This is a genomic window from Delftia sp. CH05 (genome assembly GCF_009827015.1).
Classification (GTDB): Bacteria; Pseudomonadota; Gammaproteobacteria; order Burkholderiales; family Burkholderiaceae_C; genus Comamonas; species Comamonas tsuruhatensis.
On sequence record NZ_WUMG01000010.1, the window covers coordinates 125,654 to 148,086 of the forward strand.

Below are 22,433 nucleotides of genomic sequence, written 5' to 3' on the forward strand. Positions count from 1 at the left end.
GCTGAGTGGATGCGTCTGCATCCGCGTTGCCGGTCCTGTCGCCACCGCCGTCCTGCCGTCCACCGTTCGTCCACCCCGGGGTGGACGGCGTAAGTGATTGATTTTTATGGGTGAATCGGCGATCCGTCCAGCCGTCCACCGCCGCGTGCAGACGTGTGCACATAGGCGTGTGTGCGGACAGGCGGGCGCGTGTCTGCGCGCTCGCGTGCGGGCAGTTTTTTATTTTTTTCTGTGGTCGGGATGGACAGATGGACGGATTGAGGATTGGCGCGGGTTTGCGCCGTCCTCCCCTCGTCCACCAGCCGTCCATGCCGTTGATCTGTTGGGGAGTTGGGAATGAACAAACCAGCCAGCTTGAGAGACCGGATGCCTGAGACAGCGGATTGGGTGGACCAGAAGCGTGTCGAGTGGGGCAGGGACTACGTGGACCAGTGCATCCGCCGATCCTTGCGCGGCGAGCCGGGGTGGTTCTATGCGATGGAGGGCGGCAAGGTGCTCGGCACGCCCTGGCCCATGGATGTCCTGGCGCCATTGGTCGGCAGCGGCACCCGCACAGTGGCACAGCTGCAGGCTGCTGCGGTGCTCCTGGGCGTTGGCTTCGCTGGGTTCATGCGTGAGCCGGAAGGGAATGCACATGGCGCGCATTGAGCGAATCAGGCAGCGGCTGGAGAACTGGGCACTTTGGAGATCCAGGCTCGACAGCAACAGCCTGGGGTATCACACGGTCAACGTGCTGGCGGTGGATGTCTGGGGACGCAACAGCTACAACGGCAGCCAGATTCCGCACGTCGAGCAGGAAGCAGAGGAGACAGACCAGGCTGTGCAGGCAATGGAGCAGGCGAAGGCTCATCTTTATGACACGGTCTATGCCTACTACCTGCAAGACCTGGGAGTGTCGAGCATCGCCCGCACCTTGGGCAAGGGGCAGAGCACTGTCCATGCTCAGCTTGGCCAGGCAGACCAGTTCATCGACCGATGGCTGCAGGAGCAGCAACGCATCAAGGAAGAGCGCGAGGCACTGGCGCGTGGCCGTGAGTACATGCGGCGCGCGGGGAGTTTTACAACATAGAGAGTTGGGCTACATTTGCGGCAAGCTAGTGCTCAGTGACCCCAACCACTGGACACATGCCAGCCCCGCCCGGTGCAGACCCGGCGGGGCTTTTCTTTTTGTCCCCCTCGGAGCATCTATGACGCCGGAGACCCGCCGAGCCATCAGCCGCCAGGACCACGATGAGCGGCGAGGCTCCGCTTCGTCGCGTGGCTACGGTGCCGCATGGCGCGCTGCTCGGGACCAGTTCTTGCGGGATCACCCGCTGTGTGCTGAGCACGGAAAGCGTGGCGAGTCGATCCCGGCCCAGGTCGTGGATCACATCGTCGCGCCTCGCCTTGCTGAAGCCCGGGAATCTGGAGACCCGGAGCGCATGGGCGAAGCGCAGCGGCTTTTCTGGAGTCGGTCCAACTGGCAGCCGCTGTGCAAGCTGTGCCACGACTCTGACAAGCAGCGCCTTGAGAAGTCCGGGCGCATTGCCGGCTGTGCACCTGATGGTCGGCCGCTGGACCCGCGTCACCCGTGGAATCGGCCCGCCGCATCGACGATTTCGGCGTTTTTGGCCCGATCCGCCCCAAAACCGGCTCCGAGGGGGTAGGGGGGGTGAAAAACTTTCGCCCTTTTTAGCAAGAGACCGACCGTTCCTCTCCGTACGCAAAATGCGGGAAATATGGGGAGGGGGGTATACGACAGGAGGCACCCCAATGGCTGGAAACGCCAATTCCGGGCGCAGTGCAAAACCGCCGTTCCTGCATCTGGCGGGTGGCAACCCCGGAAAAAAAGACGCGGCTGCACTGCTGCGCGAGCAGGAGGCCAACACGGTTTCCGCCAGCGAGCCCGACATGCCCGAGGTGCTCACGCCGGAAGCCCGCGAAGAGTGGAAGCGCGTGATGCCCGACTTGCTGCTGCTGGGCTGGGTGCACCGTATCGATGTAATGGCGCTTTCGTCCTACTGCGAGGCGGTGGCGGACTGGCGGCGCTTTCGCGCGCTGATCGTCAAGAAGAATGCAGAGCAGGCCGAGGCCGGCGATGTGCAGACCTATGCGACGGGCGCCAAGCAAATCAGCGTGTGGCGGCAACTCGCCAACGATGCCGAAAAGCGGGCAAATGCCGCCGGCGCGTTGTTCGGTATGTCGCCCCTGGCGCGACGAAACATGAAGGCCCAAGCGGCACCGCAAGGGGAGTTGTTCGGCAATGACGAAAAGGACGCTGCCGCTCGCTACTTCTGACTGCCGAGTGAAGAAGTTCGCCCGCCGCGTGCTGCAGGGGCGAATCATTGCGGGGCCATATGTGCGGGCCGCGTGCAAGCGCCATCTGCTGGACCTGAAGCAGGGACACAAGCGTGGCCTGGTTTGGGATCAGGCGGCAGCAGATCGAGCCATCGGATTTTTCGAGGATGTGCTCAAGCTCAACGGCGGCGAATACGAAGGCAGGCCTTTCCTACTGGCCCCCTGGCAGGCGTTCATCGTGGGCAGTCTGTACGGCTGGTACACCGAGGACGGCTACCGGCGCTTCCGCGTTGTCTACATCGAAACCGGAAAGGGGTCGGGCAAAAGCCCGCTTGTCGCTGGAATCGGGCTGTACGGCCTGACTGCCGACAAAGAGCAGCGCGCCGAGATCTACGCTGCCGCGACCAAGAAGGACCAGGCGCAGATCCTGTTCCGCGATGCCGTGGCAATGGTCAACCAGTCGCCGCATTTGCAATCGCGCCTGGTCCAGTCGGGTCGTGATGAGAAGGTTTGGAACCTCTTCTATGCGGAGACGAACAGTTTCTTCAAATGCATCTCTGCAGATGAGGGGCAGTCCGGCCCGCGTCCCCATGTCGGGCTGATCGACGAAGTGCATGAGCACAAGACGGCGACGGTGATCGACATGATGGTGGCCGGCATGAAGAGCCGCCGGCGTGCCATGGTGGTGATGATCACCAATAGCGGCAGCGACAAGACGACGCCGTGCGGCCAGTACCACGACTACGGTGCAGACGTGTGCACTGGGCGTGCACAGGATGACCATTTCTTTGGCTTCATCTGCTCGCTGGACAAGGGCGATGACCCGTTCAAAGACGAACGGTGCTGGCCGAAGGTCAACCCGTCGCTGCGCTTTCGCCTGGCAGGGCAGCGCGAGGGCATCCCCGGCTATCAGTATCTGCGTGCCCAGGTGCAGAACGCGCGAGGCATGCCGGCGAAGTTGGCCAAGGTCTTGCGCCTCAATTTCTGTGTGTGGACGCAGGCCGAATCGCCTTGGCTCGACTGGGAGATATGGGCGGCGGCAGAGGGGAAAGTGCCGCTGCAGCTGCTGCGACATCGCAAGGCGGTGGGCGCGCTGGACCTGTCCAGTACGACCGACCTGACGGCCTTCGTTCTGCTGTTCTTTCCGACGCTGGAAGATCCTTATTGGCGGCTGATGCCGTATTTCTGGATTCCAGATCACGACCTGGACGAGCGGGAGAAGCGCGACAAGGTGCCCTATCGGCAGTGGATTGCCGAGCGCTGGCTGGAGACAACACCAGGCCGAGCGGTGAGCCGGCTGTTTGTGCTGCGGCGCCTGCAGGCCATCAGCGCCTATTTCACGGGGCTGGAGCGCATCGCGTTCGACCGCTGGCGTATCGAAGATGTGATTCAGCTGATGGCCGAGCACGGGATAACGCTGCCGCCCCTGATTGGCTTCGGTCAGGGGTACGAGTCTTTCGGGCCGGCCGTCGATGAGTTTGAACGCCGGCTGCTGGGTGCGCCTGTGGATTCGGGAAGTGCAGACGAGCCGGCCGAACCACTCGCCGAAGTGGAGCAACTGCGCCATGACGGCAACCCGGTGTTGACGTGGAACGCCGCCAATGCGGTGTTGACCCATGACCCGGCCAATAACCGCAAGGTAGACAAAGCCAAGTCCGTGGGCCGGATTGACGGCGTTGTGGCCTCAATCATGGCCTGTGGCATCAGCGGCAAGGGTCGCAAGTTGGGCGGCCCGTCCGTCTATGACAAGGGGATAAAGATATGACGTTTCAGCTGCCGAGTTTTCGGATGGCACTGGTGCTGCTGTCGCTGCTGTGCGGCCTGCTGGGCTTCGGCCTGGTGGTGGCGGGCATTTGGCGCATGCATCCACCAACGGCCATGGTGGTGGCGGGTGTCGCCCTGGTTGCCTACGCCTGGCGCGTTGACCGCGCCGCATCTGGCTTGGCTGCGCTGGCGGCTGCGCGAGGGGAGGGGTAAGACATGTTCTTTTCTTCCTTGGTTGGCGCCAATGAGGGCTTGGTTTCTGATGGCTCCAGCGGCTTTTGGCGTGGACTGATCGGGGCTGCTCGCAGCAGCTCCGGCATGCGCGTGACGCCAGAAACTGCGTTGGCCCTGCCGATCATTCAGAACTGCGTCACGCTGCTGGCCGAAAGCCTGGCGCAACTGCCGCTTGAACTCTACGAGCGCAAGGGCGGCGGGCAACGCGAGTCGGCGAGCAGCCATCCGCTGTATCAGGTGCTGCGCTACACGCCCAACCCGTTCCAGACGCCGTATGACCGGGTGGAGCTGTCGCAGATGTCCGCAGGGCTGCGCGGCAATTCGTACACGTTCATCGAGCGTGGGCAGGACGGCCAGGTGGCGCAACTGTGGCCTCTGGATACGGCAAAGGTGACGGTGCTCAAGGGACCTGACATGCTGCCCTATTACCGGGTGGCTGGCGTGTCCGAGATCTTGCCCATGCGTCTGGTCCATCATGTGCGCTGGCATAGCCACAATGGCTATGTCGGGCTGTCCCCCATCGAGCTGCACGCCGACTCCATTGGCCTGGCTCAGGCGGTACGCCAATACACGGGCAAGTCGTTTGCCAATGGCGTCACGCTGTCGGGGGTGATCGAGCGGCCGAAGGAAGTGGCCGCGATCAAGGAGCAGGGCACCATTGACTCCATCGTGAACCAGTGGGGCAGCAAATTCAGCGGCGTGGACAACGCCAGGAAAGTGGCGCTGCTGCAGGAGGGCATGACGTTCAAGCCGGTGTCCATGAGCAATGTGGACGCGGACGTGGCGGCCATCCTCAAGCTGTCGGGCGTGGATGCCGCGCGCATCTACAAGGTGCCGCTGCCCATGGTCAACGACTTGGACAAGGCCAACTACAACACGATTGAGCAGCTGCTGATTCACTTCGTGGTATTCGCACTGTTGCCCTGGGCCAAGCGGCATGAGCAGGCCATGATGCGCGACTTTCTGCTGGACGATGAGCGTCCGCGCTACTTCATCGAATTCAACCTGTCGGGCCTCATGCGTGGCGATCAGAAGAGCCGCTATGAGGCCTATGCCATCGGGCGGCAATGGGGCTGGCTCTCGGTCAACGACATCCGGCGCCTGGAGAACCTGCCGCCCGTGGCCGGGGGCGATACCTACCTGCAGCCACTCAACATGGTTGCGGCGGGTGCTGCGGCGCCCGATCCGAAGAATCCCGCAGTGCGGGCACAGCTGGAGATCCAGCGGCAAGAAATCGAAAGGCTCCTGATCCAATGAAAAGCTATCTTCGCGCAGCGGGCCTGCTGTTCAATCAGCCGCTGCTCACTACCCCGGATGCCATGGATATGGCGGTGCGCTGGGCCAATCAGGTGATGAGCCTCAACATCATCAACATGGCGCCGGTGGCCGAGTCCCGCATGTGGCACGACGATGACGACTATGAGTCGCGCATTGCCCGCGAGGAAGAACGGCGCCGGGCCAACCTGCAGGCCACGGGCGTGCAGGTGATCCCGGTCCATGGGCTGCTGGTCAGCCGTGCGGCGCACCTCAATGTCTGCGAAACCATGACCAGCTACGAGGATCTGCGCAGCCAGCTGCGCCAGGCGGTCGCTGATCCACTGGTCGAGCGCATCGTGCTGGACATCGACAGCCCGGGGGGCGCTGCCACCGGCGCATTCGAGCTGGCGGCGGATCTGCGGTCCATGGCTTTGCAAAAGCAAATCATCGGCCTGGTCAATTTCTCGGCCTACAGCGGGGGCTACCTGATCGGTGCGGCCTGTACCGAACTGGTGGTAAGCCGAACCAGCGGCGTGGGCAGCATCGGAGTGATCGCCAAGCACATGGACCGCTCGGCCATGCTGGAGCGCGAAGGGATCAAGGTCACGACCGTGTATGCCGGCGCGCATAAAAACGACCTGTCGCCGCATGAGCCGCTGACAGAACAGTCCATGAAGTTCCTGCAGGAGCTGGTCAACGAAGGCTATGACATGTTCGTGAATGCCGTGGCCGAGTACCGGGGCCTGAGCGCCTCTGTCGTGCGCGCCACCGAGGCCGGTCTCTACCGTGGCCAGGCAGCTATCGCCGCCGGCCTGGCCGACCGGCTGCAGACCCCCACCGATGCACTGGACGGTATCACCCGTGCCGTGGTCGAAAGCCGCGCCAATCGCCCCGCGCCTGGCCGGTTGGCTGTGCGTGCTGCTGCAGCCCATCTGCAAGCCCAGATCTGACCGCGTTCGCGGCAGTTTTCCGGCCCGCCTCGGCGGGCTTTTTTCATTGCTCTTTAGGAAGCAAAACCATGTCCCTTGTGACCCAACTGCGTAGCGAACGCGCCCAGCTCAATGAAACGCTGCAGGCCCTCGCAAAGAAGGATGCCGCCGGCGAGCAACTGTCTGCAGAAGAGCTGCAGCAGTTCACATCGCTGGAAACCCAAATCGGCGAGCTGTCCGCCAAGATTGCACGCGCCGAATCCGCCGAACGCCTCAATGCTGCAGCGGCGGTGCCCGTCAACGAAAGTGCGCGCGGCATCAACGGCCCGCTTGCCGGCGCCCACGTCACTGTCACCGACAACGCCCCGCCGGGCGCATCCGTCGCCCAGGTGGCCCGGCTGCTGGCCGCTGCTGGTGGCAACCAGCAGCATGCGGCCCAGATGGCGCAAGAGGGCGGTTTCGGGCAAGACATCGTGCAGACCCTGAGCACGGTCACTCCAGGTGCGGGTGGCGTGCTGATCCCCGCCAACATGGCCGCCTCGGTGATCGAGGCGCTGCGCCCTCGTTCTGTCGTGCGGTCCATGGGGGCGGTCAGCCTGCCCCTGGTCAACGGCAACATGACGCTGCCGCGCATCAAGGACTCCACGGTGGTGGGCTACATCGGCACCGAAACCGATATCCCGGTGACCGACATGACCTTCGCGGACATGAAGCTGCAGGCCAAGAAGATGGGCGCCCTGGTGCCGATCAGCAATGACCTGCTGTCGTTTGCTGGCATCAATCCGCGCGTGGACAGCATCGTGGCCAATGACCTGCTGATCAGCACCGGCCTGGCCGAGGATCTGCACTACATCCGTTCTGCGGGCAGTGCGCTGCTGCCCAAAGGCCTGCGCTATTGGGCGCTGCCGGGCAACGTGGTGGACGCGCCCGTCGATCCGGACCTCAAGGCCATCGACCTGTTCCTGGGCGGCCTGATGCTGCGCCTGGAAGCCGCCAATGCCGCGATGGCCAACTGCGGCTGGCTGATGCATCCGCGCACCATCCGCTGGCTCCAGTCGCTGCGCGACGGCAACGGCAACAAGGCCTATCCCGAGATCGATCAGGGCCAGCTCAAGGGCTACCGCTTCGGCCTGTCCACGCAGATCCCGGTGAACCTGGGCGCCGGCGGCGATGAGTCGGAAATCTACTTCGTGGACTTCTCCGATTGCTACATCGGCGAAACGGGGCAGCTGTCCATCGCCTACAGCACCGAGGCCTCCTACAAGGACGCGGGCGGAAACATGGTGTCCGCCTTCCAGCGAGATCAGACCCTGGTGCGTGTGATCGCGCACAACGATTTCGGCGTGCGTCACGTCGAGTCCGTTGCGGTCGGCGCCAAGGTGAAGTGGGGCGCGGGCATGTGAGATGACGCCCCGGCAGGCGCCGGGGCGCAACCAATCGAAAGGACAAGGCGATGAGCAAGCAAGAAGCAGGCAAACAAGAGATCGTTGCGGTGGTGTTCCTGAAGCACTGGCGCGGCTACAACCCGGGCGAAACCGCAGCATTTCCGGCGGACCAGGCGGAACGCCTGGAAGCGGGCGAGGTGGCCGAGAAATCGGGCACTGCGAGCGGTGCAGCAACCAGCGGACGCAGTGCACGGGGCGCGGGGCGCGGCGGCAAGTCCGCAGCGCGTGATACAGCGCAAACGGGGGATTCCGAAAACGGTGGTGACGGCGCGCAGCCTGTCGCTGCACCTGCTGCTGCCAGCACGGAGGCAGGGGCGGGCGATACGGGCAACCTCAACGCTGACCGGCCCTGACCATGGCCCGACGCAAGCGTTACGCAGGCGATCCCGTGCTGACTGCCGCCGAGGTCGCGCAATGGTGCCGCGAGCACATCGATGACCTGCAGCGCTCGCTGGTGGAAAACATCATCGTGCCGGGCGTGACGCAGATGTGCGAGGCGGAAACAGGGGCGGCCATCCGTACTGCCGAGTATGTCGAAGACTGGCCGCAAGACCGTTTGGGCAATGCGCTGGATGTCGGCCAGGTGCGGTCCGTCAGCAGCGTGAGCATGCTGGGCGCTGGGGCAGATCCGGTCCCGGTCGAGGGCTTCGAGCTGGAGGTGGATCAGCGTGTCGGCCGCCTCGTTTTTGCGGGCGGCCGACCGCCTGGTCGTCTGCGCATCGAGTACGTGGCCGGGATCGATCTTGACGCATACCCATCGGTACGCACCTGGCTGCTGCTGCAGGCGGGGACGCTGTATCAGCAGCGGGAAGCCCTGGTGACCGGAACCATTGTTTCCGAACTTCCCTTGAAATTCCTGGGCAGCATGCTGGCGGAGATCGCCGTGCCGCCCCGATTCTGAAAGGTGGCCCATGCTGCAATCAGGAAGGCTCAGGCGCCTTATCGTGATCGAGGCTCTCCAGCAGGGCAAGGACAAATCAGGCGGCAGTGAGCAGGTATGGATTCCGGTCACGCCAACGGATGGCATCTATGCCGGGCACACCAGCGATTCGGGCACATTGCGCCCTGCCACCAAGGCGGCGGGGGGTGAGGTGCCCGTATCTGCGGAGGTGTTCACACTCCGGTGGCGCGATGGCATCAAGGCCGGCATGCGCGTGGTCAGTCGTGGTCTGTACTACCAGATTCGACATGTCAAAGATCTGGCGGATCGCCATGAAACGCTGATCCTGACCTGCGAAACGGGGGTGCGCGATGGCTGACAAACCCGATGTCACAGGCGTGCCCGACCTGACCGCAGCCTTCCGCGAAGTCCGCGAGGACATGGCGCAGAAGGTCTCGCGCCGTATGGTGGTCGCCGGGGGCAAGGTGATCACGGAACGCGCCAAAGCGATTGCCAAGGCAAACGGATCGGTGATCACCGGCGCCATGGTCGAAAACATCGCCATCAAGCGTGAGCCCAACGCCCCGGACGGAACGGCGCAGTACCACATCGGGGTGCGCCACGGCCGTGACCAGACCAAGCGCGTACAGGCCAAGGGGCAAAAGCGCCTGGTCGTGAGCCGGGGGCGCATCAAGGTGCGGCGCGACAACGACCCGTTCTATTGGCGCTGGGTCGAGACCGGCCGCCGTGTGGTGCCTGCATCGGTCAAGTCTGGCGTCACGACATACACGCAGCGGCTTCGCAATGGCCGCGTGGTAGTGCGCACGCGCAAGTACGAGGCCACAAGCCTGCGAGCGCGCCGGCGTGCTGCCTCGCAGGGCGTGGTTGGCCGCAAACCGTTCATCGAGCCCGCGCTGCAGCAGGAGCGTGACAACGCCATCACGGCCATGGACCGGGCGCTGCAGCGCTACCTGGCCAGCGAAAGAAAGAAGGGAGGCGCATGACGGCAGCCCCGAGCATCCACCAGCGTTTGCTGCCTGTACTGGAGTCTGCGCTGGGCAATACATGGTGGCTTGAACTGCCGGCGCGTCCTACCTGGCCAGCGGCTGTTTTCAGCGTCGAGACGGCACCGGAGCCCGGATGGTGCGCCGGCGGCGGCTACGACGCACACGACGCCACGGTGATCGTGCTCAGCCGCAGCGCGGTCGAGCTGGACACCCTGCTGCCGACCAGCGGCGGCGGCAGCGTTCGCGCAGCTGTCGAGGCGATGGAGCACTACCAATGGGAAGTGGGCTGCGAGGACGCGGACTATGAAGACGATCCGCAGGTCTATGCCCGCGCCCTGATCGTGCGCTTGCGCACGCCCCGATTCACCACAGCAAAGGACACGCCATGACGGCAAAGAAAGACAAGGACGACGCAGTGCACACGTCTGCACCGGCCCCGCAGAGCACCAAGCCGGCCAAGCCCGCGCACCACCAGGCCACCGCGCTGCCGCCCCGTGATGAGTTCCACGGCAAGGCGGGCCGCTACGTGCGCGACCCCGACACCGGCCTGCGCGTACCGCAGGACTGAACGCTGGCCCGATCCCTCAACCTCTGAAAGGAACCCCCATGGCAAAGTCCATGAAACAGATGCTGCTGCTGGCCATGGTCCAGACGGCGGCGGGCGCAGCGGCCACGCCCACGGCGGCGGCCAATGCCATCCTGTGCCGGGCGCTGATGCCCGAGCCCATCACGGCCGACCAGGTGGCGCGCGATCTGATCCGCCCCTACAAGGGCAACAGCGGCAAGCTCACGGCCGGCGAGCATCGCAAACTGTCGTGCGAAGTGGAAATCGCCGGGAGCGGCACGCCAGGCGTGGCGCCTGCCTACGGCGATCTGCTGCAGGCTTGTGGCTTCGCGGAGACCGTCACGGCCGGCACCGATGTGCAGTACACGCTGGTGAGCGGCGGTGAGCCGCTGCTGACGCTGTATGGCTATCTGGATGGCACGCTGTTCAAGATCGTGGACGCCAAGGGAACGGTCAGCTTCGAGCTGAACCCCAAGGGCATCCCCGTCATGAAATTCGAGTTCCTGGGCGCCTACTCCAAGCCGGAGGAGGGCGCCATGCCCACGGGCGTGGATTACTCGAAGTTCATGCAGCCCAAGGTCGTTGGCAAGACCAACACGCCCACGCTCACGATCTTCGGGCACAGCGCCTGCACCAGCGCGTTTTCGGTCAACCTGGCCAATCAGTTGAACTGGCGCGAACTGATCAACTGCGCAGGCGCGGCCAGCCCCGACCGCCAGCCCACGGGCTCCATCACCATGGAGTTTCCGAAGGTCACGACAAAGGACTGGACCGAGATCGTGCGCAACAGCGAGCGCGGCGCGGCCGTGATCGTCCACGGTGTGGACCCCGGCAACATCGTTGAGCTGCAGATGCCCAACATCCAGCCCGGCCCGTTCACGCTCAGCGATGACCAGGGCGTGGCAATGATGGCCTTGCCCTTCGACCTGGTGCCCATCGTCGGCGATGACGAATTGGTGCTGATCGTGCGCTGACGTGATTTCCCTTCCCCTGTCGCCAGAGGCCGCCTTGTGCGGCCTTTTGCTTTTGGTGCTCGCACGGGTCGCCGTGCGCCACCGCATCCGCTTCCCTTTTCAACAACTCTGGAGTTCATCCATGTTCAATCTCACCCCCTCGGAAACCTTCAAGGAAACCGTAAAGATTCAGGTCAAGACCGAAAGCGGCTCTTGGCGCGAAGAGTCGTTCACGGCGATTTTCCAGCGCTCCGATGAAGAGCGCCGCCAGGAACTGCACAACAAGCCCTTTGCGGAAGTCGTGGACGAATTCCTGGTGGGCTGGGAAATGAAGGATCTGCAGCGCATGCCCGTCGAGTTCACCCCGGACAACAAGGCCGCGTTCATGCGCCTGCCTGCCGCCGTGCGTGAAACGGCCATCACGTACCTGCGCACCAACGCGGGCGCCAAAGAAAAAAACTGATCGAGGCCGCGCGCTGGTGGGCGGGCATTCGCCCCTCGCCGGCCGATCCCTTCGCGCCGCAGGAATCCATGCTGGATGCAATGCGCGCGATGGGGGCGCCGGCCGGGGACATCGAGCGCGTGGCACAGGCCATTGCCGAGCAGCGCGCGGCCGTCGAGCAGCCCCCCGAGGAATTCGGGATCTACCGCGATAACTGGCCCGTTGTCACGGCCTGGCGGGCGCTGGAAACGCAGTGGCATTTCGCGGGCATGGATGGCACCCGCATGGGCCTGAACTATTCCTGCGCTTCGGCCTGGCTGGGCATGTTCGTGCCCCAGCGGCAGCGCCGCAAGGTCATGGTGGGCCTGATGGTCATGGAGCGCGGCGCGCTCGCGGCCATGAATGAAATCCGAGAACAAAGCAAGGAGGACTAGCAATGTCTGCATTGGGATCGCTGGTCGTCAAGCTCGCGCTGGAGTACGCGCAATTCAGCCAGGGGCTGCAGTCCTCTGAGCAGGACGTGAAGCAGCACGCCAAGCGCGTGCAGGATGCCTATGACAACATGGCCGCCGGCGTGTCGGCCCGCATGGACAGCCTCAAGGGCGCCGTGCTGGGCGCCATCGGCGGCGCGATCAGCGTGGTCGGGATCACCTCGGCCATCGCCAAGATCAAGCAGGAAACCATCGACGCCGAAAAAGAGCAGACTCAGCTCGCGGCCGCGATCAAGTCCACGGGTGGCGCGGCTGGCTGGAGCGTTGAGCGGCTCAACGCCATGGCCGACAGCATGGAGAAAACCAGCACTTTCAGTGCCGGTCAGATCAACCAGGCGCAGACCCGCATGCTCAGCTATGCGGGCGTGGTGGGCGATCAGTTCCCGCGTGCCATGCAGGCCGTGATCGACATGTCCGAGCGCATGGGCTACGAGGTCACGGCCTCGGCCGAGACCATCGGCAAGGCGCTGGACGTGCCCAGCGAAGGGCTGACGGCGCTGTCAAAGCAGGGCTTTCGGTTCACCGATGCGCAAAAGGAGCTGGTCAAGCAGTTCGAGCGCACAGGCCAGACAGCCAAGGCGCAGGACATCATCCTGCAGGCCCTGGAGTCCAGCTATGGAGGCGCGGCCCAGGCCGCCCGGGACACGCTGGGCGGTTCGCTGACGGCTGTTGGCAACACCATCAACAGCCTCATGACGGCAGACAGCGCGAGCCTGCCAGGCCTGCGCGATAGCGTCGAAGGGCTCAACAGCACGCTCAACAGCGATGACGTGCGCAACGGCTTTCAGACGCTGATCAGCGGGCTGATTGACGTGGGCAGCTTTGCCGCCAGCAGCATGGCCGGCATCGTCAAGCTGGGCCAGGCCGTGGCCGAGCACAAGGGGGAAATCGGCGTGGTGCTGGGCATGATTGCCGGCACGGCCACGGCGGCCGGGGCGCTGCAGGTTGCCAATGCCATCGGCGCCGCTGGCGGGGTGTGGGGGGCATTGACCAAGGTTCGTGGTGCGGTGATCGCGCTGAGCCTGGCCCTCGCGGCGAACCCGGCCACCCTGGTGCTGCTGGGCATTGGTGCGGCCACGGGCGCTGCCATTGCGTCGAACCTGGGCGACCCAGTGGGTGACAGGCTCAGCAAGGAAATCGAATTCCAGACCGAGCGCTTGGCACAGGCCGAGGCACTGCTTGCGCGCGCTGGTGGTCCCAAGGGGCAGATGACGGCCAAGCTTGAAGAGCGCATTGCCGGCATCAAGAGCCATCTGGATGTCTTGCGAACTGCCGCCGGCGCCGCAAAGCCAGCCGTTGAGGAGGTGGCTACTCAGGTTGCCGGTGTGGCGGCTGCCGCCAACAGCACGCAGATCCCGCTGGGCCAGTCCGAAGACTGGATCAAGAAATACGGCACGGCGGCGCAGAAAGCCGCGCTGGAAGTCGAGGAGTGGAAACGCAAGCTCGGCTCTGCATTCACGCCGGAGATGCAGCGTCAGGTCGAAGAGACCTATGCCAAGCAGGATGCGGGGGCCAAGGCCAGCGCGCAATCGGCCAAGCAGCTGCAAACCAGCTACGACAACCTGCTGCAGTCCATCGCAGAGAAGACGGCAGAGCAGCGACAGGAATTGTCCAGCGGCGAAGCCCTGACCGAGTCCGACAAGATCCGCATCAAGTTCAATGAGGATCTGAAAGACAGCCTCAAGGGGCTGACAGCCGCCCAGCGCGCCAACGTGCTGGCCAAGATCGACACGCTGGCGGCGCTGGAGAAGGAAAACGAGGCCGCGAAGAAGGCAAAGAAGGCCGCCGAGGAAGAGCGCAAGTACCGCCAGGAATGGCTTGGCGTACAGGCCAAGACGGTCGAAGAGATGGAGGCCGGCAACAAGTCCCTGCGCGAAGAGATTGAGCTGATCGGCCTGAGTGCGGACCAGCAGCGAGCGGTCCTTGAACTGCGGCAACTGGCTGTGATCCTGTCCAAGGAGCAGCAGCTGGCCGAGATGGAGCGTGCTGCTGCCTTGACCGGCACCATGACGGCCGAGCATGCGCTGCTGCAGCAGGAAATCACCCTGCTGCGCGAGCGTCTGGCCCTGACCTCCCAGAAGGACGGGAAAGAGGCCGCTGCCAAGGCTTCGGCCGCCAGCGTGACCGAATGGCAAAAGGGCGTGGACCAGATCGGCCAAAGCCTCACGGACCAGCTGATGGCCGGAGGGCGGTCGTTCGGCGACTACCTCAAGAACCTGGCGCGGACGTTGATCCTGCGGCCGCTCATCATGCCGATGGTGCAGCCTGTGGCCGCCTACGCGGCGAACATGCTGGGTCTGTCCAATGGCGGTGGCGCGCAGGGCAATGCGCTGGCGGGCGTCAAGAGCCTGGCAGACATCTGGTCGTCGTTCTCCGGGGGCAGTTCGGGCTTTGTCGCGTCGGGCGTCATCGGCCTGGGCAAGCTCATGGGCAGCAGCTTTCTGGGTGAATTGGGCGCGGGCATCGCTGCAGGCGGGCAACTCGGCATTGGTGGCGTTGCGTCGCTGTGGGGGTCGGCCAGCGGTACGACTGCTGCGGGCATGGGCCTGGGTGCTGCATTGCCCTACATAGGCGCAGTGGTTGCGGTTATCTCGCTTCTGAAAAGTGGCATGTTCGGCTCGCGCGGCGCCAATCACACGGGTGCGGCCTACAGCACCACGGGGGCCAGCAATGACGAAGCGGCTGCCATGCTTTTCGGGCGTGCAGCTGGCGACTGGTACGACGATCTGACAAAACGCGGTAACAAGGAACTTGGCACACAGTTGGGCACCACGGTGGATTCGCTGGTAGCGGTCTACAAGTCGCTTGCCAAGTACGCTGGTGATAGCGCGCGTGAGATTGACATCATCGCGGGCTTTGCGACGAATCCTAAATATGGCGATGAAGATTCGTACGGATATTTCAAGCTGATAGACAAGATCACAGGGGAGGTTCTCACCAGCTATACGAAACGGGATGGCGGGCTTGGCACTGATCCCGAGAAAGCATGGACTCAGTTCGTAGCCGACATGGGGGGTGCCCTGGTGGGTGAGCTGAAAAAGGCTGACCTACCGGCATGGATGCGCGATGTCTTTGATGAGCTGGGCGACGACATCACGCTGGACAGCTTCAACGCGATGCTGCAAAAGGTCCAGCTCACGGCCACGGCGGTGGAGGGCTGGACAAACAACATCGTCAACTTCGGCGAGATGGGCGACAAAGCGATTGCCAAGCTCATCAAGGACATGGGGGGCATCGAGAGCGCGATTGTGGGCATCGACGCCTTCTATGCCGGCTTCTACACGGAAAGCGAACGGGTCGAGAACGCCGCGAAGGTGCTGGACAAGTCGCTGAAGGATCTGAAGCTGGAGATTGACCCGCGCCACGGCCAGGCCGCGAAAGAGCAGTTCCGCAAACTGATCGAAGCGGCGATGGCCGCCGGCGATGTCGAGCTGCTCGCCAAGCTGCTGCCCATGGCCCAGATGTTCGGCGAAGTGGCCGACGCTGCTGGCCGCGTGCTGGATGGTTTGAAGGAAGACCGCTCCAAGCTGGAAGCCGAGTACCTGCGCGCAACGGGCCAGACGGACAAGTACCGCGAGGCCCTGCGCAAGCTGGCGACCGAGGGCATGACCGAGGCTGAGCGCGCCGCGTGGGACTACAACGAAGCGCTGCGAGCAGAGATTGCCGCGCGTGACCAGCAGCAGGACCTGGAGCGCCGATGGCTGGAGTTGTCTGGAGACACTGCCGAACTGCGGCGGCGCGAACTCGCTGCACTGGACCCCAGCAACCGCGAACTGCAGCAGCGCATATGGGCGCTGGAAGATGAGCGGGAGGCCGCAGCCGCGGCCGCTGAAAAAACGCGGGAGGCTGCGGCTGCTGCAAAGGCTGCGTCGGACACGGCTTATGACCTGTTCCGCCGTGCGTACCAACGCGACCGCGATGCGCTGCAGGACCAGGCGTCAACGCTGCAAAGCACCATCAGTGCGATCAGCTCGGCCGTCGGCATGCTCAACAGCACGGCCAATGACCTGTGGGGCAGCGTGGACAGCACGCGGCAACTGCTTGCAGCGCAGGGGATGGTCTACATCGAGCGCGCGCTGGCGGGCATGCGTGCCGGGGCCTCGGTCACGGACTATGCAGGCCTGCAGGACGCCATCGGTGCAGCGCGCAATGGCATCACCAGCGGGGAATACACCAGCGAGTTTGAACGCCGGCGCGACACCAAGGTGCTGGCGGGCCAACTGGCCGAGATGGGCGAGATTGCCGGCATACAGCTGTCGTTTGAAGAGCGGCAACTGAAGGCGGTGCAGACCCAGATCGAGCAACTGGATGTGTTGGCCAAGACCGCAGACGAACTCGTCAACGGCACGGCCGCGCTCAGCGACACGGTGCGCGGGTACTTCGACAAGCTGCTGGCGACGCTTGGCACGACAAAGCCGAGCACGCCGGGCAAGCAGCCTGGCAAAGACGACGACGGCCCAGTGTGGGGGCCTGGAGGCGGTAGCACCACTCCCGTGGTCTCCAAGTATTCGCGGCCGCGCATTGATGGCTCTGGCGGCACCTGGTACGAACCTGTTGTGGACCCCGGGACGGTCGACAAGCTGGACGGCCTGTATGACAAGTACCACGCCTTCGACGGCACGGGTGACATCAACGGTCTCATGCAGACCATGCGGGACGCCGGTGCCACGCTCCAAGACATGGAAGCCTTGAGCGGGTTCTACGCGCGCGATTGGGCCGAGGTCGAAAAGACTACCGGCATCAAGCTGCCCGCGTTCGACATCGGCACCAACTACGTCCCGTTCGACATGCCGGCCATCGTGCATGCGGGCGAGCGCATCGTGCCTGCGGCCGACAACCGCCGGCTGATGGCGGCGCTGGATGGTGCTGGCGGCCCTGCAGGCGGGGCAGTGCTGGAGGTGCTGCAGGCGGTGCGCGAAGGGATCGACGCCCTGCGCGAAGCGGCCGAAGCAACCGCAGGACACACGAGCGTGCTGCCCGATTACACGGACCAGCGCGACCGCGTGAGCGGCGGCGGAAATGCGGACTACGTGGTGATTGCCAATGTGGAAGAGGTGGCCGAAGGGCTGGCGAAGGTATTGGAGAAAGGAACGGCATGAACATACTTTTGCCCATCACGATCACGGAAGCCATGATTGCGGCCGGGACCACCATCCCGGCCGTCGATGCGGGCATGGGGGAGGTGGCTTGGGTGGCCGGCGACTATGCGCTCGGCGCCCGCCTCACCTACAAGGGCTGGACCTGGCAGTGCACCAAAGCCATTGCCGGTGCTCCCGTCAATGCCTACACGCCCGACGATCCGCGCGCATCGCAGCACTGGGAAAAGGACGAGAACTCACCCACCAACCGCATGGCGCCGTTTGACGAATACGTCTTTACGGCAGCCAAGCAGCGCGGGGGCCTCAAGTACGTCTTGACGCCCCCGTTTTTCAATGGCGTGGCGATGTACGGCGTGGAGGCGGATGAGACCGGCATCAAGGTCTATGAAGCCGGTGCTTCACCTGGTGCGCCGCCCATTCACTCTCACGGGCAGACGATGTGGGAGCAGGCGTTTGGCGAGTGGGAATACCTGTTCGGCAACCTCGACAAGACCAACAAATACACGGGCTCGGGTTATCCAATCCGGCCCGTTTCTTCGTTGGAAATCACGCTGAGCCGCAGCGATCCGCAGGCCATGGCCGAGCTGGGCTATCTCAGCATCGGCCAATGGCAGCAGCTGCTTGCGCCGCTGTCCACCAAGGGCGGCACGGAGTTTGGCGCCGAGGTTTCGCCCAAACGCTATGGCCTCTGGAAGGCCAATGGTGACGGCACCTATCTGCGACAGAAGGGCCGCGTCGCAAAGCTGATCACGGCCTCCGTGCTGATCGATGCCAAGGACGCCCCGCGTGTTTCGCGGCTGCTGGAAAAGATCATCGACATCCCCGTCGCGGTCGAAGCCAGCGATCTGCCGCAGTACGGCCATATCTCAACGGTGGGTTTCGTCACCGGCACGGTGCGTGCAGAGCGCGGCACTTACGCAAGAGTCAATATCAAAGTAGAGGGCAACGTATGAGCCTGATCCCTGAAATACCGGCAGCACCATTCGTGCCGCTGTATCCGGCCCTGGGGAGCCTGAATTTCAACCAGGAGGCCTATGCCTATGGCACGGCCATGCCTGGCGTGACGACGCGGCTGCGAGAGATTGCGGCCGCATGCCGTGAGTGTGCTCTTGCCGCCCGTGAAGATGCGATGTCGGCCGAGTCCTCGCGCATGCTGTCAGCGCAGCAGGCTGACCAGGCCAGCCGCGCCTGCAGCCAGGCTGCGAACTCAGCAACGGCTGCAGCTAGTAGCGCGTCAACGGCCAGCACCCATGCAAGCAATGCTGTGGGGGCTTACACGCAGATGCAGGCCCTGTATCTGGGTGCGAAGACCTCCAACCCGGTCAAGGACAACCAGGGCAATGCCTTACAGCTCGGCGCCTGGTACACCTATGTGGGCACTGACCCAGATCTTAAGGGCGTGTGGCTGTGGTGGGACGGCACAGGCTGGAACCCCGGGATCGGGCCTGTGATCGGCACGCTGATGCCTAAATCGGGCGGCAAGTTCACCGGCTACGCGTCGGGGCCAGGGGGGGCGACTGGAGAACAGTTCCCGCAAGCGCAGGAAGTCATACCTCGTGTGAGCATGCAGCCGTCTGGGAAGAGTTTGCGCACGATCGTGACCTCTGGCTTCCATCGCCTGGACACGTATTCAGACGGGCCACCTGGTGTCGATCTCTCCTATGGCCAGCTCGTGGTCTCCAGGGGCGGCGACACCGCTTTCCAGTTGGGCGTGCCCTACACCGAGGTGGGCGGCCCTTTGGTGTTCCGGCGTGGCAATCCGACCGAAGCGGGCGGCGCAGGTAGCTATGGGCCCTGGCAGCAAGTGCTCAGTTCCCTGTGGTTTGTCGAGAACGTGAAGGCGAGCACGGTCCCCGCTGGCACAGGCTCGTACGCCGTGAATCCAGGGGAGGGAAGCGTGCACTACGTCGTCATCAATGGGGCAGTGACCTTCAATTTGCCTGCTCAAGGCCGCCAACTCGGGGACCAGGTCACATTGAGAGTTTTCAGCAGCGGCGCAGTGCGCCCGATTTCGTTCTCGGCAAATGTGCGCATGCCCAGCGGTCAGTCCTTCCCCACGTACGCCGCCGACCAGGTCGTGACCTTGGTTCTCTTTTACGGTCGGCAGAACGTCTGGGACTGCTTCTTTGCAGGAGTGCACTCGGCATGACATCCAGATGGCTTATGGCATGCGGACCCCGCATGACGCGCATCGTGATCTCGGCAAGTGTGCGCGCCCCAGACATCCGTGCCTTGGCGTTGGCCGCTGGCTGGAGTGGCTCCGGCCTGATCGAATTGACGATCAATCCTGGTGTGGACGTGGCGTCGATGAACATTGCCGTGGCAAGCATTCCGCACGACGTGCTCACCATCTTGACCAGCGGGCGGATCGGAGGGGTAGTGAATGGAGGCACCGCCTTGAAAACCACATCCCGGATTCGCATCGAGAACAACGGCACGATGTTCGGCGGCGGCGGTTCGGGCGGCACAGGGCAAACCGTTGACGTTTGGTACAACGTCAACGAAGCAGCGACCGTAGGCTGGGGCGGCAACGGTGGCTCGGGTGCAGGCTTCACTTCGTCCGGCAATGTGGCCATGCTCGGAGCCACAAGCGGCCAAGCAGGAAGCTCCGCAATATATTCTGGGCCAGTATTTGCTCCAGACACCGCTCCTACTGCCTATGGCGGGTCGGGAGGCGCTGGCGGCCCCATTGGCGGCGCGGGCGTCCAGGGCGCATACGGTAACTATTCAGGGACCGCGCGCAAGACCGCCACCTCTGGCCCGTTGGCTGGCAATCTCGCGGGGGCCTACATCGACGGCAACGCCTTGGTTACGTGGATCAAGCTCGGCACTGTGCTCGGGAGGGCAATCTAATGAGAATCATCGACAAACAAACCGGCGAGTACCCGGTGGATATGACCATCCTGCAGGAGCGCCATCCGCGCACTTTAATGCCCCAGTACCTGCCTCGCTATGCCGAGGTGCGGGACACCCCATTGCCGGAGTACGACCCAGAAACCCAAAAAACCATCGAAGTCGATCCAGCTGTGGAGGACGGCCTATATGCCCGGCAGTGGCTCGTTACTCCACTGTCTGAGCAAGAACTTGCAGCGATAGCGGCAGCCCGGGCGCGGGCAGAGCAAGAGGCGCGAGATGCCGCGCGGGTCAGCGTTACGAAGCGCCAGGCCCTGCTCGCGCTGTTTGATCTCAAAGGCATCAAGGAAGACGCGATCTTGGCGGCTATCGATGCCATCCCTGATGAGCACACCAGATATCGCATGCTCGTGGACTGGAGAGCTGAATCAATAGAGAGCGACAGCCCCACTGTGCTGCTGCTTGCCAGCGCGCTCAACATCATGGCTGATCTGCCTGCGCTCTTCGAGTATGCCGAGGCCATGTAGCCGCCGCACCACCCCAACCACAACCCGCTTCGGCGGGTTTTTTCATGCCCGTAGGAGGGCACATGGACAACAACTGGTTCGATCAACTTCTACCCAAAGTGCCGGGGATTCTCGGCAGTGCAGGTGCGCTTATGTGGATGCAAGGTACATGGCCCCGCAAAGGGGCAATGCTGGTTCTCGGGATCGCGGCGAGCAACTACGGTACGCCTGACTTCGTGGTGGCGACAGGCCTTTCCGAGGGGCTGGCCGGCTTTGTCGTCGGCATGTTCTCGATGACCGCGGCCGACTGGGTGTTCCGGGCGTGGGATCAATTCGCACTCGGGCCGCTGCTCAATGAGTGGGTGCGCAAGCACCTGGGCCTGCCGCCAAAGGATGGGGGTGCTGTATGACCCCCCATTTCAGCTTGGCCGAACTCACGGCCAGCGCCACGGCGCAGCGCCAGGGCCTGGACAACACGCCCACGCCCGAGGCACTGCAGCACCTGGCGCTCACGGCCGCGATGCTGGAGCGCGTGCGCGCGCACCTTGGCGTGCCCCTCATCGTGACCAGTGGCTACCGATCGCGCTCCGTCAATGCGGCCGTGGGCGGCGTCACCAGCAGCGACCACGCGATAGGCGCGGCCGCTGACATCGTGGCGCCCCAGTTCGGCATGCCCTACGCCGTGGCCAAGGCCCTTGCGCCGCACGTCAACGCGCTGGGCATCGGGCAAATCATCTATGAGAGCGTGGGTGGCAAGCACTGGGTGCACCTGTCCACGCGCACGCCGGACAAGCCTGTCAACCGCGTGATTACGGTCAGCGGCAAAAGCACGCTGGTGGGCATTCAGGAGGTATAGCCATGCATAAATCAACTGCCGGCGCTTTGCTGGCCCTTGCCTTGGGCGGCTGCACGATCTTGCCTGCTGGGAGCGCGGTGCAGGCGTGTGCACTGCTCGACATTGCTGCCCGCGAGGCTGATCTTTCGCCGGCCTGGTACATCCGTGCCGGCCAGGTTCTGCATGTCTGTGGCGTGCCCGATCCACTGGCGCAAGCAGAGCTTGCCGCGTGCGCGGCGCAGGCTCGCAATGGCTACTCCAGCGACTGCGAGGCGCAGCCATGATGGCGCAGCTCAAGGCCTATGCCTTGCAGATCCTCGCCCTGGTGCTGGCCGCGCTGCTGCTTTGGCAGAGCGTTGGTCATCTGCTCGCTTTGCGCGCAGCCGACAAGGCCCGCGCCGACCTGTCGAGCGTACGCGCGGCCACAGCTGCAGCGGCCGCCGAAACATCCGAACGCTATCGAAAACTGGAAGGCACCTACCGTGAAAAACTCGACACCATCGCTCGCGAGTCTGGCCAGGCACAAGCCCGCGCTGCTGCTGATGCTGACGCTGCCCGCGCTGTTGCTGGCCGGTTGCGCGGCGACCTCGCCGACTACATCACCGCCCATCGTGCGGCCGCCAACGCTCGCGCCGTTGCCGGACAGTGCGCGCCAGACACCGGCGCCGTCGATCTGCTTGCCGAGCTGCAGCGCCGCGCTGACGAACGAGCGGGAGAATTGGCGCGCATTGCTGACGATGCCAGAACGAGGGGCGAAAGCTGTGAAGATGCATACGATGCAGGTCGTGCAATGATGAAGCTCACTAAATAGCGCAGCTCGGAAGTTGTTTTGGCAATCATGTGTATCATGGTGTAGGCCGATTTTTATCGGGATACTGCTATCGCCGATATTTGGT

General features: G+C 63.9%; 26 protein-coding genes. All 26 read left to right on the plus strand.

Features of this window, described 5'->3' with window-relative positions; all coding sequences use genetic code 11:
* The first annotated feature begins 336 nt into the window (after positions 1-336).
* The 26 genes from GRX31_RS11050 (at position 337) to GRX31_RS11175 (ending at position 22,348) form a co-directional block, all read left to right on the plus strand.
* Entirely contained in the window at positions 337-648 is a 312-nt protein-coding gene (locus GRX31_RS11050) for a hypothetical protein (protein ID WP_160852645.1), read from the plus strand.
* A complete protein-coding gene (locus tag GRX31_RS11055) occupies positions 635-1,069 on the plus strand; it encodes a hypothetical protein (protein WP_043819329.1) in 435 nt (144 codons plus the stop codon). Before GRX31_RS11050 ends, GRX31_RS11055 begins: the two co-directional genes overlap by 14 nt.
* Before the next feature lie 683 nt (positions 1,070-1,752).
* Complete coding sequence (locus tag GRX31_RS11060) at positions 1,753-2,277, plus strand: P27 family phage terminase small subunit (protein ID WP_061288460.1); 525 nt, start codon at positions 1,753-1,755, stop codon at positions 2,275-2,277.
* Between the two features lie 7 nt (positions 2,278-2,284).
* Positions 2,285-4,042 carry a terminase large subunit gene (locus GRX31_RS11065; RefSeq protein WP_337193882.1) on the plus strand — a complete coding sequence of 586 codons (1,758 nt, stop codon included), beginning with the start codon at positions 2,285-2,287 and terminating at the stop codon, positions 4,040-4,042.
* Positions 4,039-4,254 (plus strand): hypothetical protein, encoded by a 216-nt coding sequence (locus tag GRX31_RS11070; protein ID WP_202396552.1) that lies wholly within the window; start codon positions 4,039-4,041, stop codon positions 4,252-4,254. Before GRX31_RS11065 ends, GRX31_RS11070 begins: the two co-directional genes overlap by 4 nt.
* 105 nt (positions 4,255-4,359) lie before the next feature.
* Positions 4,360-5,532: a phage portal protein gene (locus GRX31_RS11075; RefSeq protein ID WP_237426655.1), complete on the plus strand. Its 1,173-nt coding sequence runs from the start codon at positions 4,360-4,362 to the stop codon at positions 5,530-5,532.
* On the plus strand, positions 5,529-6,482 hold the full coding sequence (locus GRX31_RS11080; protein WP_160852651.1) for a S49 family peptidase: 954 nt from the start codon (positions 5,529-5,531) through the stop codon (positions 6,480-6,482). The genes GRX31_RS11075 and GRX31_RS11080 overlap by 4 nt, the downstream gene beginning before the upstream one ends.
* 68 nt (positions 6,483-6,550) lie before the next feature.
* Complete coding sequence (locus GRX31_RS11085; protein ID WP_160852653.1) at positions 6,551-7,864, plus strand: phage major capsid protein; 1,314 nt, start codon at positions 6,551-6,553, stop codon at positions 7,862-7,864.
* A 50-nt stretch (positions 7,865-7,914) separates the two neighbouring features.
* Positions 7,915-8,259, plus strand: a complete 345-nt coding sequence (locus GRX31_RS11090; RefSeq protein ID WP_160852655.1) for a hypothetical protein — start codon at positions 7,915-7,917, stop codon at positions 8,257-8,259.
* Positions 8,260-8,261: 2 nt separating this feature from the next.
* A complete protein-coding gene (locus GRX31_RS11095) occupies positions 8,262-8,807 on the plus strand; it encodes a hypothetical protein (protein WP_160852657.1) in 546 nt (181 codons plus the stop codon).
* Between the two features lie 10 nt (positions 8,808-8,817).
* Positions 8,818-9,165 (plus strand): head-tail adaptor protein, encoded by a 348-nt coding sequence (locus GRX31_RS11100; protein WP_160852659.1) that lies wholly within the window; start codon positions 8,818-8,820, stop codon positions 9,163-9,165.
* Positions 9,158-9,790, plus strand: coding sequence for an HK97-gp10 family putative phage morphogenesis protein (locus tag GRX31_RS11105; RefSeq protein ID WP_160852661.1), 633 nt, complete (start codon positions 9,158-9,160; stop codon positions 9,788-9,790). Before GRX31_RS11100 ends, GRX31_RS11105 begins: the two co-directional genes overlap by 8 nt.
* Positions 9,787-10,182: a hypothetical protein gene (locus tag GRX31_RS11110; RefSeq protein WP_061288442.1), complete on the plus strand. Its 396-nt coding sequence runs from the start codon at positions 9,787-9,789 to the stop codon at positions 10,180-10,182. Before GRX31_RS11105 ends, GRX31_RS11110 begins: the two co-directional genes overlap by 4 nt.
* Positions 10,179-10,361 carry a hypothetical protein gene (locus tag GRX31_RS11115; protein WP_160852663.1) on the plus strand — a complete coding sequence of 61 codons (183 nt, stop codon included), beginning with the start codon at positions 10,179-10,181 and terminating at the stop codon, positions 10,359-10,361. The genes GRX31_RS11110 and GRX31_RS11115 overlap by 4 nt, the downstream gene beginning before the upstream one ends.
* Positions 10,362-10,399: 38 nt before the next feature.
* The gene (locus tag GRX31_RS11120; RefSeq protein WP_160852665.1) at positions 10,400-11,332 is read left to right on the plus strand and encodes a phage tail tube protein; all 933 of its coding nucleotides are present in this window, start codon (positions 10,400-10,402) and stop codon (positions 11,330-11,332) included.
* A gap of 73 nt (positions 11,333-11,405) precedes the next feature.
* A complete protein-coding gene (locus tag GRX31_RS11125) occupies positions 11,406-11,774 on the plus strand; it encodes a hypothetical protein (protein ID WP_160852667.1) in 369 nt (122 codons plus the stop codon).
* A 68-nt stretch (positions 11,775-11,842) separates the two neighbouring features.
* The gene (locus tag GRX31_RS11130; RefSeq protein ID WP_160852669.1) at positions 11,843-12,187 is read left to right on the plus strand and encodes a DUF1799 domain-containing protein; all 345 of its coding nucleotides are present in this window, start codon (positions 11,843-11,845) and stop codon (positions 12,185-12,187) included.
* Between the two features lie 2 nt (positions 12,188-12,189).
* Positions 12,190-17,343 (plus strand): phage tail length tape measure family protein, encoded by a 5,154-nt coding sequence (locus GRX31_RS11135; RefSeq protein ID WP_160852671.1) that lies wholly within the window; start codon positions 12,190-12,192, stop codon positions 17,341-17,343.
* Positions 17,340-18,296: a hypothetical protein gene (locus tag GRX31_RS11140; RefSeq protein ID WP_160852673.1), complete on the plus strand. Its 957-nt coding sequence runs from the start codon at positions 17,340-17,342 to the stop codon at positions 18,294-18,296. Before GRX31_RS11135 ends, GRX31_RS11140 begins: the two co-directional genes overlap by 4 nt.
* On the plus strand, positions 18,293-19,492 hold the full coding sequence (locus tag GRX31_RS11145) for a hypothetical protein (RefSeq protein ID WP_160852675.1): 1,200 nt from the start codon (positions 18,293-18,295) through the stop codon (positions 19,490-19,492). Before GRX31_RS11140 ends, GRX31_RS11145 begins: the two co-directional genes overlap by 4 nt.
* Before the next feature lie 32 nt (positions 19,493-19,524).
* Positions 19,525-20,196, plus strand: a complete 672-nt coding sequence (locus GRX31_RS11150; protein ID WP_160852677.1) for a hypothetical protein — start codon at positions 19,525-19,527, stop codon at positions 20,194-20,196.
* Positions 20,196-20,723, plus strand: a complete 528-nt coding sequence (locus GRX31_RS11155; RefSeq protein WP_160852679.1) for a hypothetical protein — start codon at positions 20,196-20,198, stop codon at positions 20,721-20,723. The genes GRX31_RS11150 and GRX31_RS11155 overlap by 1 nt, the downstream gene beginning before the upstream one ends.
* A 62-nt stretch (positions 20,724-20,785) precedes the next feature.
* On the plus strand, positions 20,786-21,112 hold the full coding sequence (locus GRX31_RS11160) for a hypothetical protein (RefSeq protein ID WP_160852681.1): 327 nt from the start codon (positions 20,786-20,788) through the stop codon (positions 21,110-21,112).
* A complete protein-coding gene (locus GRX31_RS11165; RefSeq protein ID WP_160852683.1) occupies positions 21,109-21,558 on the plus strand; it encodes a D-Ala-D-Ala carboxypeptidase family metallohydrolase in 450 nt (149 codons plus the stop codon). Before GRX31_RS11160 ends, GRX31_RS11165 begins: the two co-directional genes overlap by 4 nt.
* 2 nt (positions 21,559-21,560) lie before the next feature.
* Positions 21,561-21,821: a hypothetical protein gene (locus tag GRX31_RS11170; protein WP_160852685.1), complete on the plus strand. Its 261-nt coding sequence runs from the start codon at positions 21,561-21,563 to the stop codon at positions 21,819-21,821.
* Positions 21,818-22,348 carry a DUF2514 family protein gene (locus GRX31_RS11175; RefSeq protein ID WP_237426656.1) on the plus strand — a complete coding sequence of 177 codons (531 nt, stop codon included), beginning with the start codon at positions 21,818-21,820 and terminating at the stop codon, positions 22,346-22,348. The genes GRX31_RS11170 and GRX31_RS11175 overlap by 4 nt, the downstream gene beginning before the upstream one ends.
* Positions 22,349-22,433: the final 85 nt, after the last annotated feature.

Coding starts and splice junctions, on each gene's coding strand:
- GRX31_RS11160 (WP_160852681.1), top strand. CDS start 20,786: ATGGACAACAACTGGTTCGATCAACTTCTACCCAAAGTGCCGGGGATT.
- GRX31_RS11095 (WP_160852657.1), top strand. CDS start 8,262: ATGGCCCGACGCAAGCGTTACGCAGGCGATCCCGTGCTGACTGCCGCC.
- GRX31_RS11115 (WP_160852663.1), top strand. CDS start 10,179: ATGACGGCAAAGAAAGACAAGGACGACGCAGTGCACACGTCTGCACCG.
- GRX31_RS11170 (WP_160852685.1), top strand. CDS start 21,561: ATGCATAAATCAACTGCCGGCGCTTTGCTGGCCCTTGCCTTGGGCGGC.
- GRX31_RS11130 (WP_160852669.1), top strand. CDS start 11,843: ATGCTGGATGCAATGCGCGCGATGGGGGCGCCGGCCGGGGACATCGAG.
- GRX31_RS11135 (WP_160852671.1), top strand. CDS start 12,190: ATGTCTGCATTGGGATCGCTGGTCGTCAAGCTCGCGCTGGAGTACGCG.
- GRX31_RS11145 (WP_160852675.1), top strand. CDS start 18,293: ATGAGCCTGATCCCTGAAATACCGGCAGCACCATTCGTGCCGCTGTAT.
- GRX31_RS11105 (WP_160852661.1), top strand. CDS start 9,158: ATGGCTGACAAACCCGATGTCACAGGCGTGCCCGACCTGACCGCAGCC.
- GRX31_RS11140 (WP_160852673.1), top strand. CDS start 17,340: ATGAACATACTTTTGCCCATCACGATCACGGAAGCCATGATTGCGGCC.
- GRX31_RS11085 (WP_160852653.1), top strand. CDS start 6,551: ATGTCCCTTGTGACCCAACTGCGTAGCGAACGCGCCCAGCTCAATGAA.
- GRX31_RS11120 (WP_160852665.1), top strand. CDS start 10,400: ATGGCAAAGTCCATGAAACAGATGCTGCTGCTGGCCATGGTCCAGACG.
- GRX31_RS11090 (WP_160852655.1), top strand. CDS start 7,915: ATGAGCAAGCAAGAAGCAGGCAAACAAGAGATCGTTGCGGTGGTGTTC.
- GRX31_RS11055 (WP_043819329.1), top strand. CDS start 635: ATGGCGCGCATTGAGCGAATCAGGCAGCGGCTGGAGAACTGGGCACTT.
- GRX31_RS11075 (WP_237426655.1), top strand. CDS start 4,360: ATGCGCGTGACGCCAGAAACTGCGTTGGCCCTGCCGATCATTCAGAAC.
- GRX31_RS11175 (WP_237426656.1), top strand. CDS start 21,818: ATGATGGCGCAGCTCAAGGCCTATGCCTTGCAGATCCTCGCCCTGGTG.
- GRX31_RS11155 (WP_160852679.1), top strand. CDS start 20,196: ATGAGAATCATCGACAAACAAACCGGCGAGTACCCGGTGGATATGACC.
- GRX31_RS11150 (WP_160852677.1), top strand. CDS start 19,525: ATGACGCGCATCGTGATCTCGGCAAGTGTGCGCGCCCCAGACATCCGT.
- GRX31_RS11070 (WP_202396552.1), top strand. CDS start 4,039: ATGACGTTTCAGCTGCCGAGTTTTCGGATGGCACTGGTGCTGCTGTCG.
- GRX31_RS11050 (WP_160852645.1), top strand. CDS start 337: ATGAACAAACCAGCCAGCTTGAGAGACCGGATGCCTGAGACAGCGGAT.
- GRX31_RS11060 (WP_061288460.1), top strand. CDS start 1,753: ATGGCTGGAAACGCCAATTCCGGGCGCAGTGCAAAACCGCCGTTCCTG.
- GRX31_RS11100 (WP_160852659.1), top strand. CDS start 8,818: ATGCTGCAATCAGGAAGGCTCAGGCGCCTTATCGTGATCGAGGCTCTC.
- GRX31_RS11165 (WP_160852683.1), top strand. CDS start 21,109: ATGACCCCCCATTTCAGCTTGGCCGAACTCACGGCCAGCGCCACGGCG.
- GRX31_RS11080 (WP_160852651.1), top strand. CDS start 5,529: ATGAAAAGCTATCTTCGCGCAGCGGGCCTGCTGTTCAATCAGCCGCTG.
- GRX31_RS11110 (WP_061288442.1), top strand. CDS start 9,787: ATGACGGCAGCCCCGAGCATCCACCAGCGTTTGCTGCCTGTACTGGAG.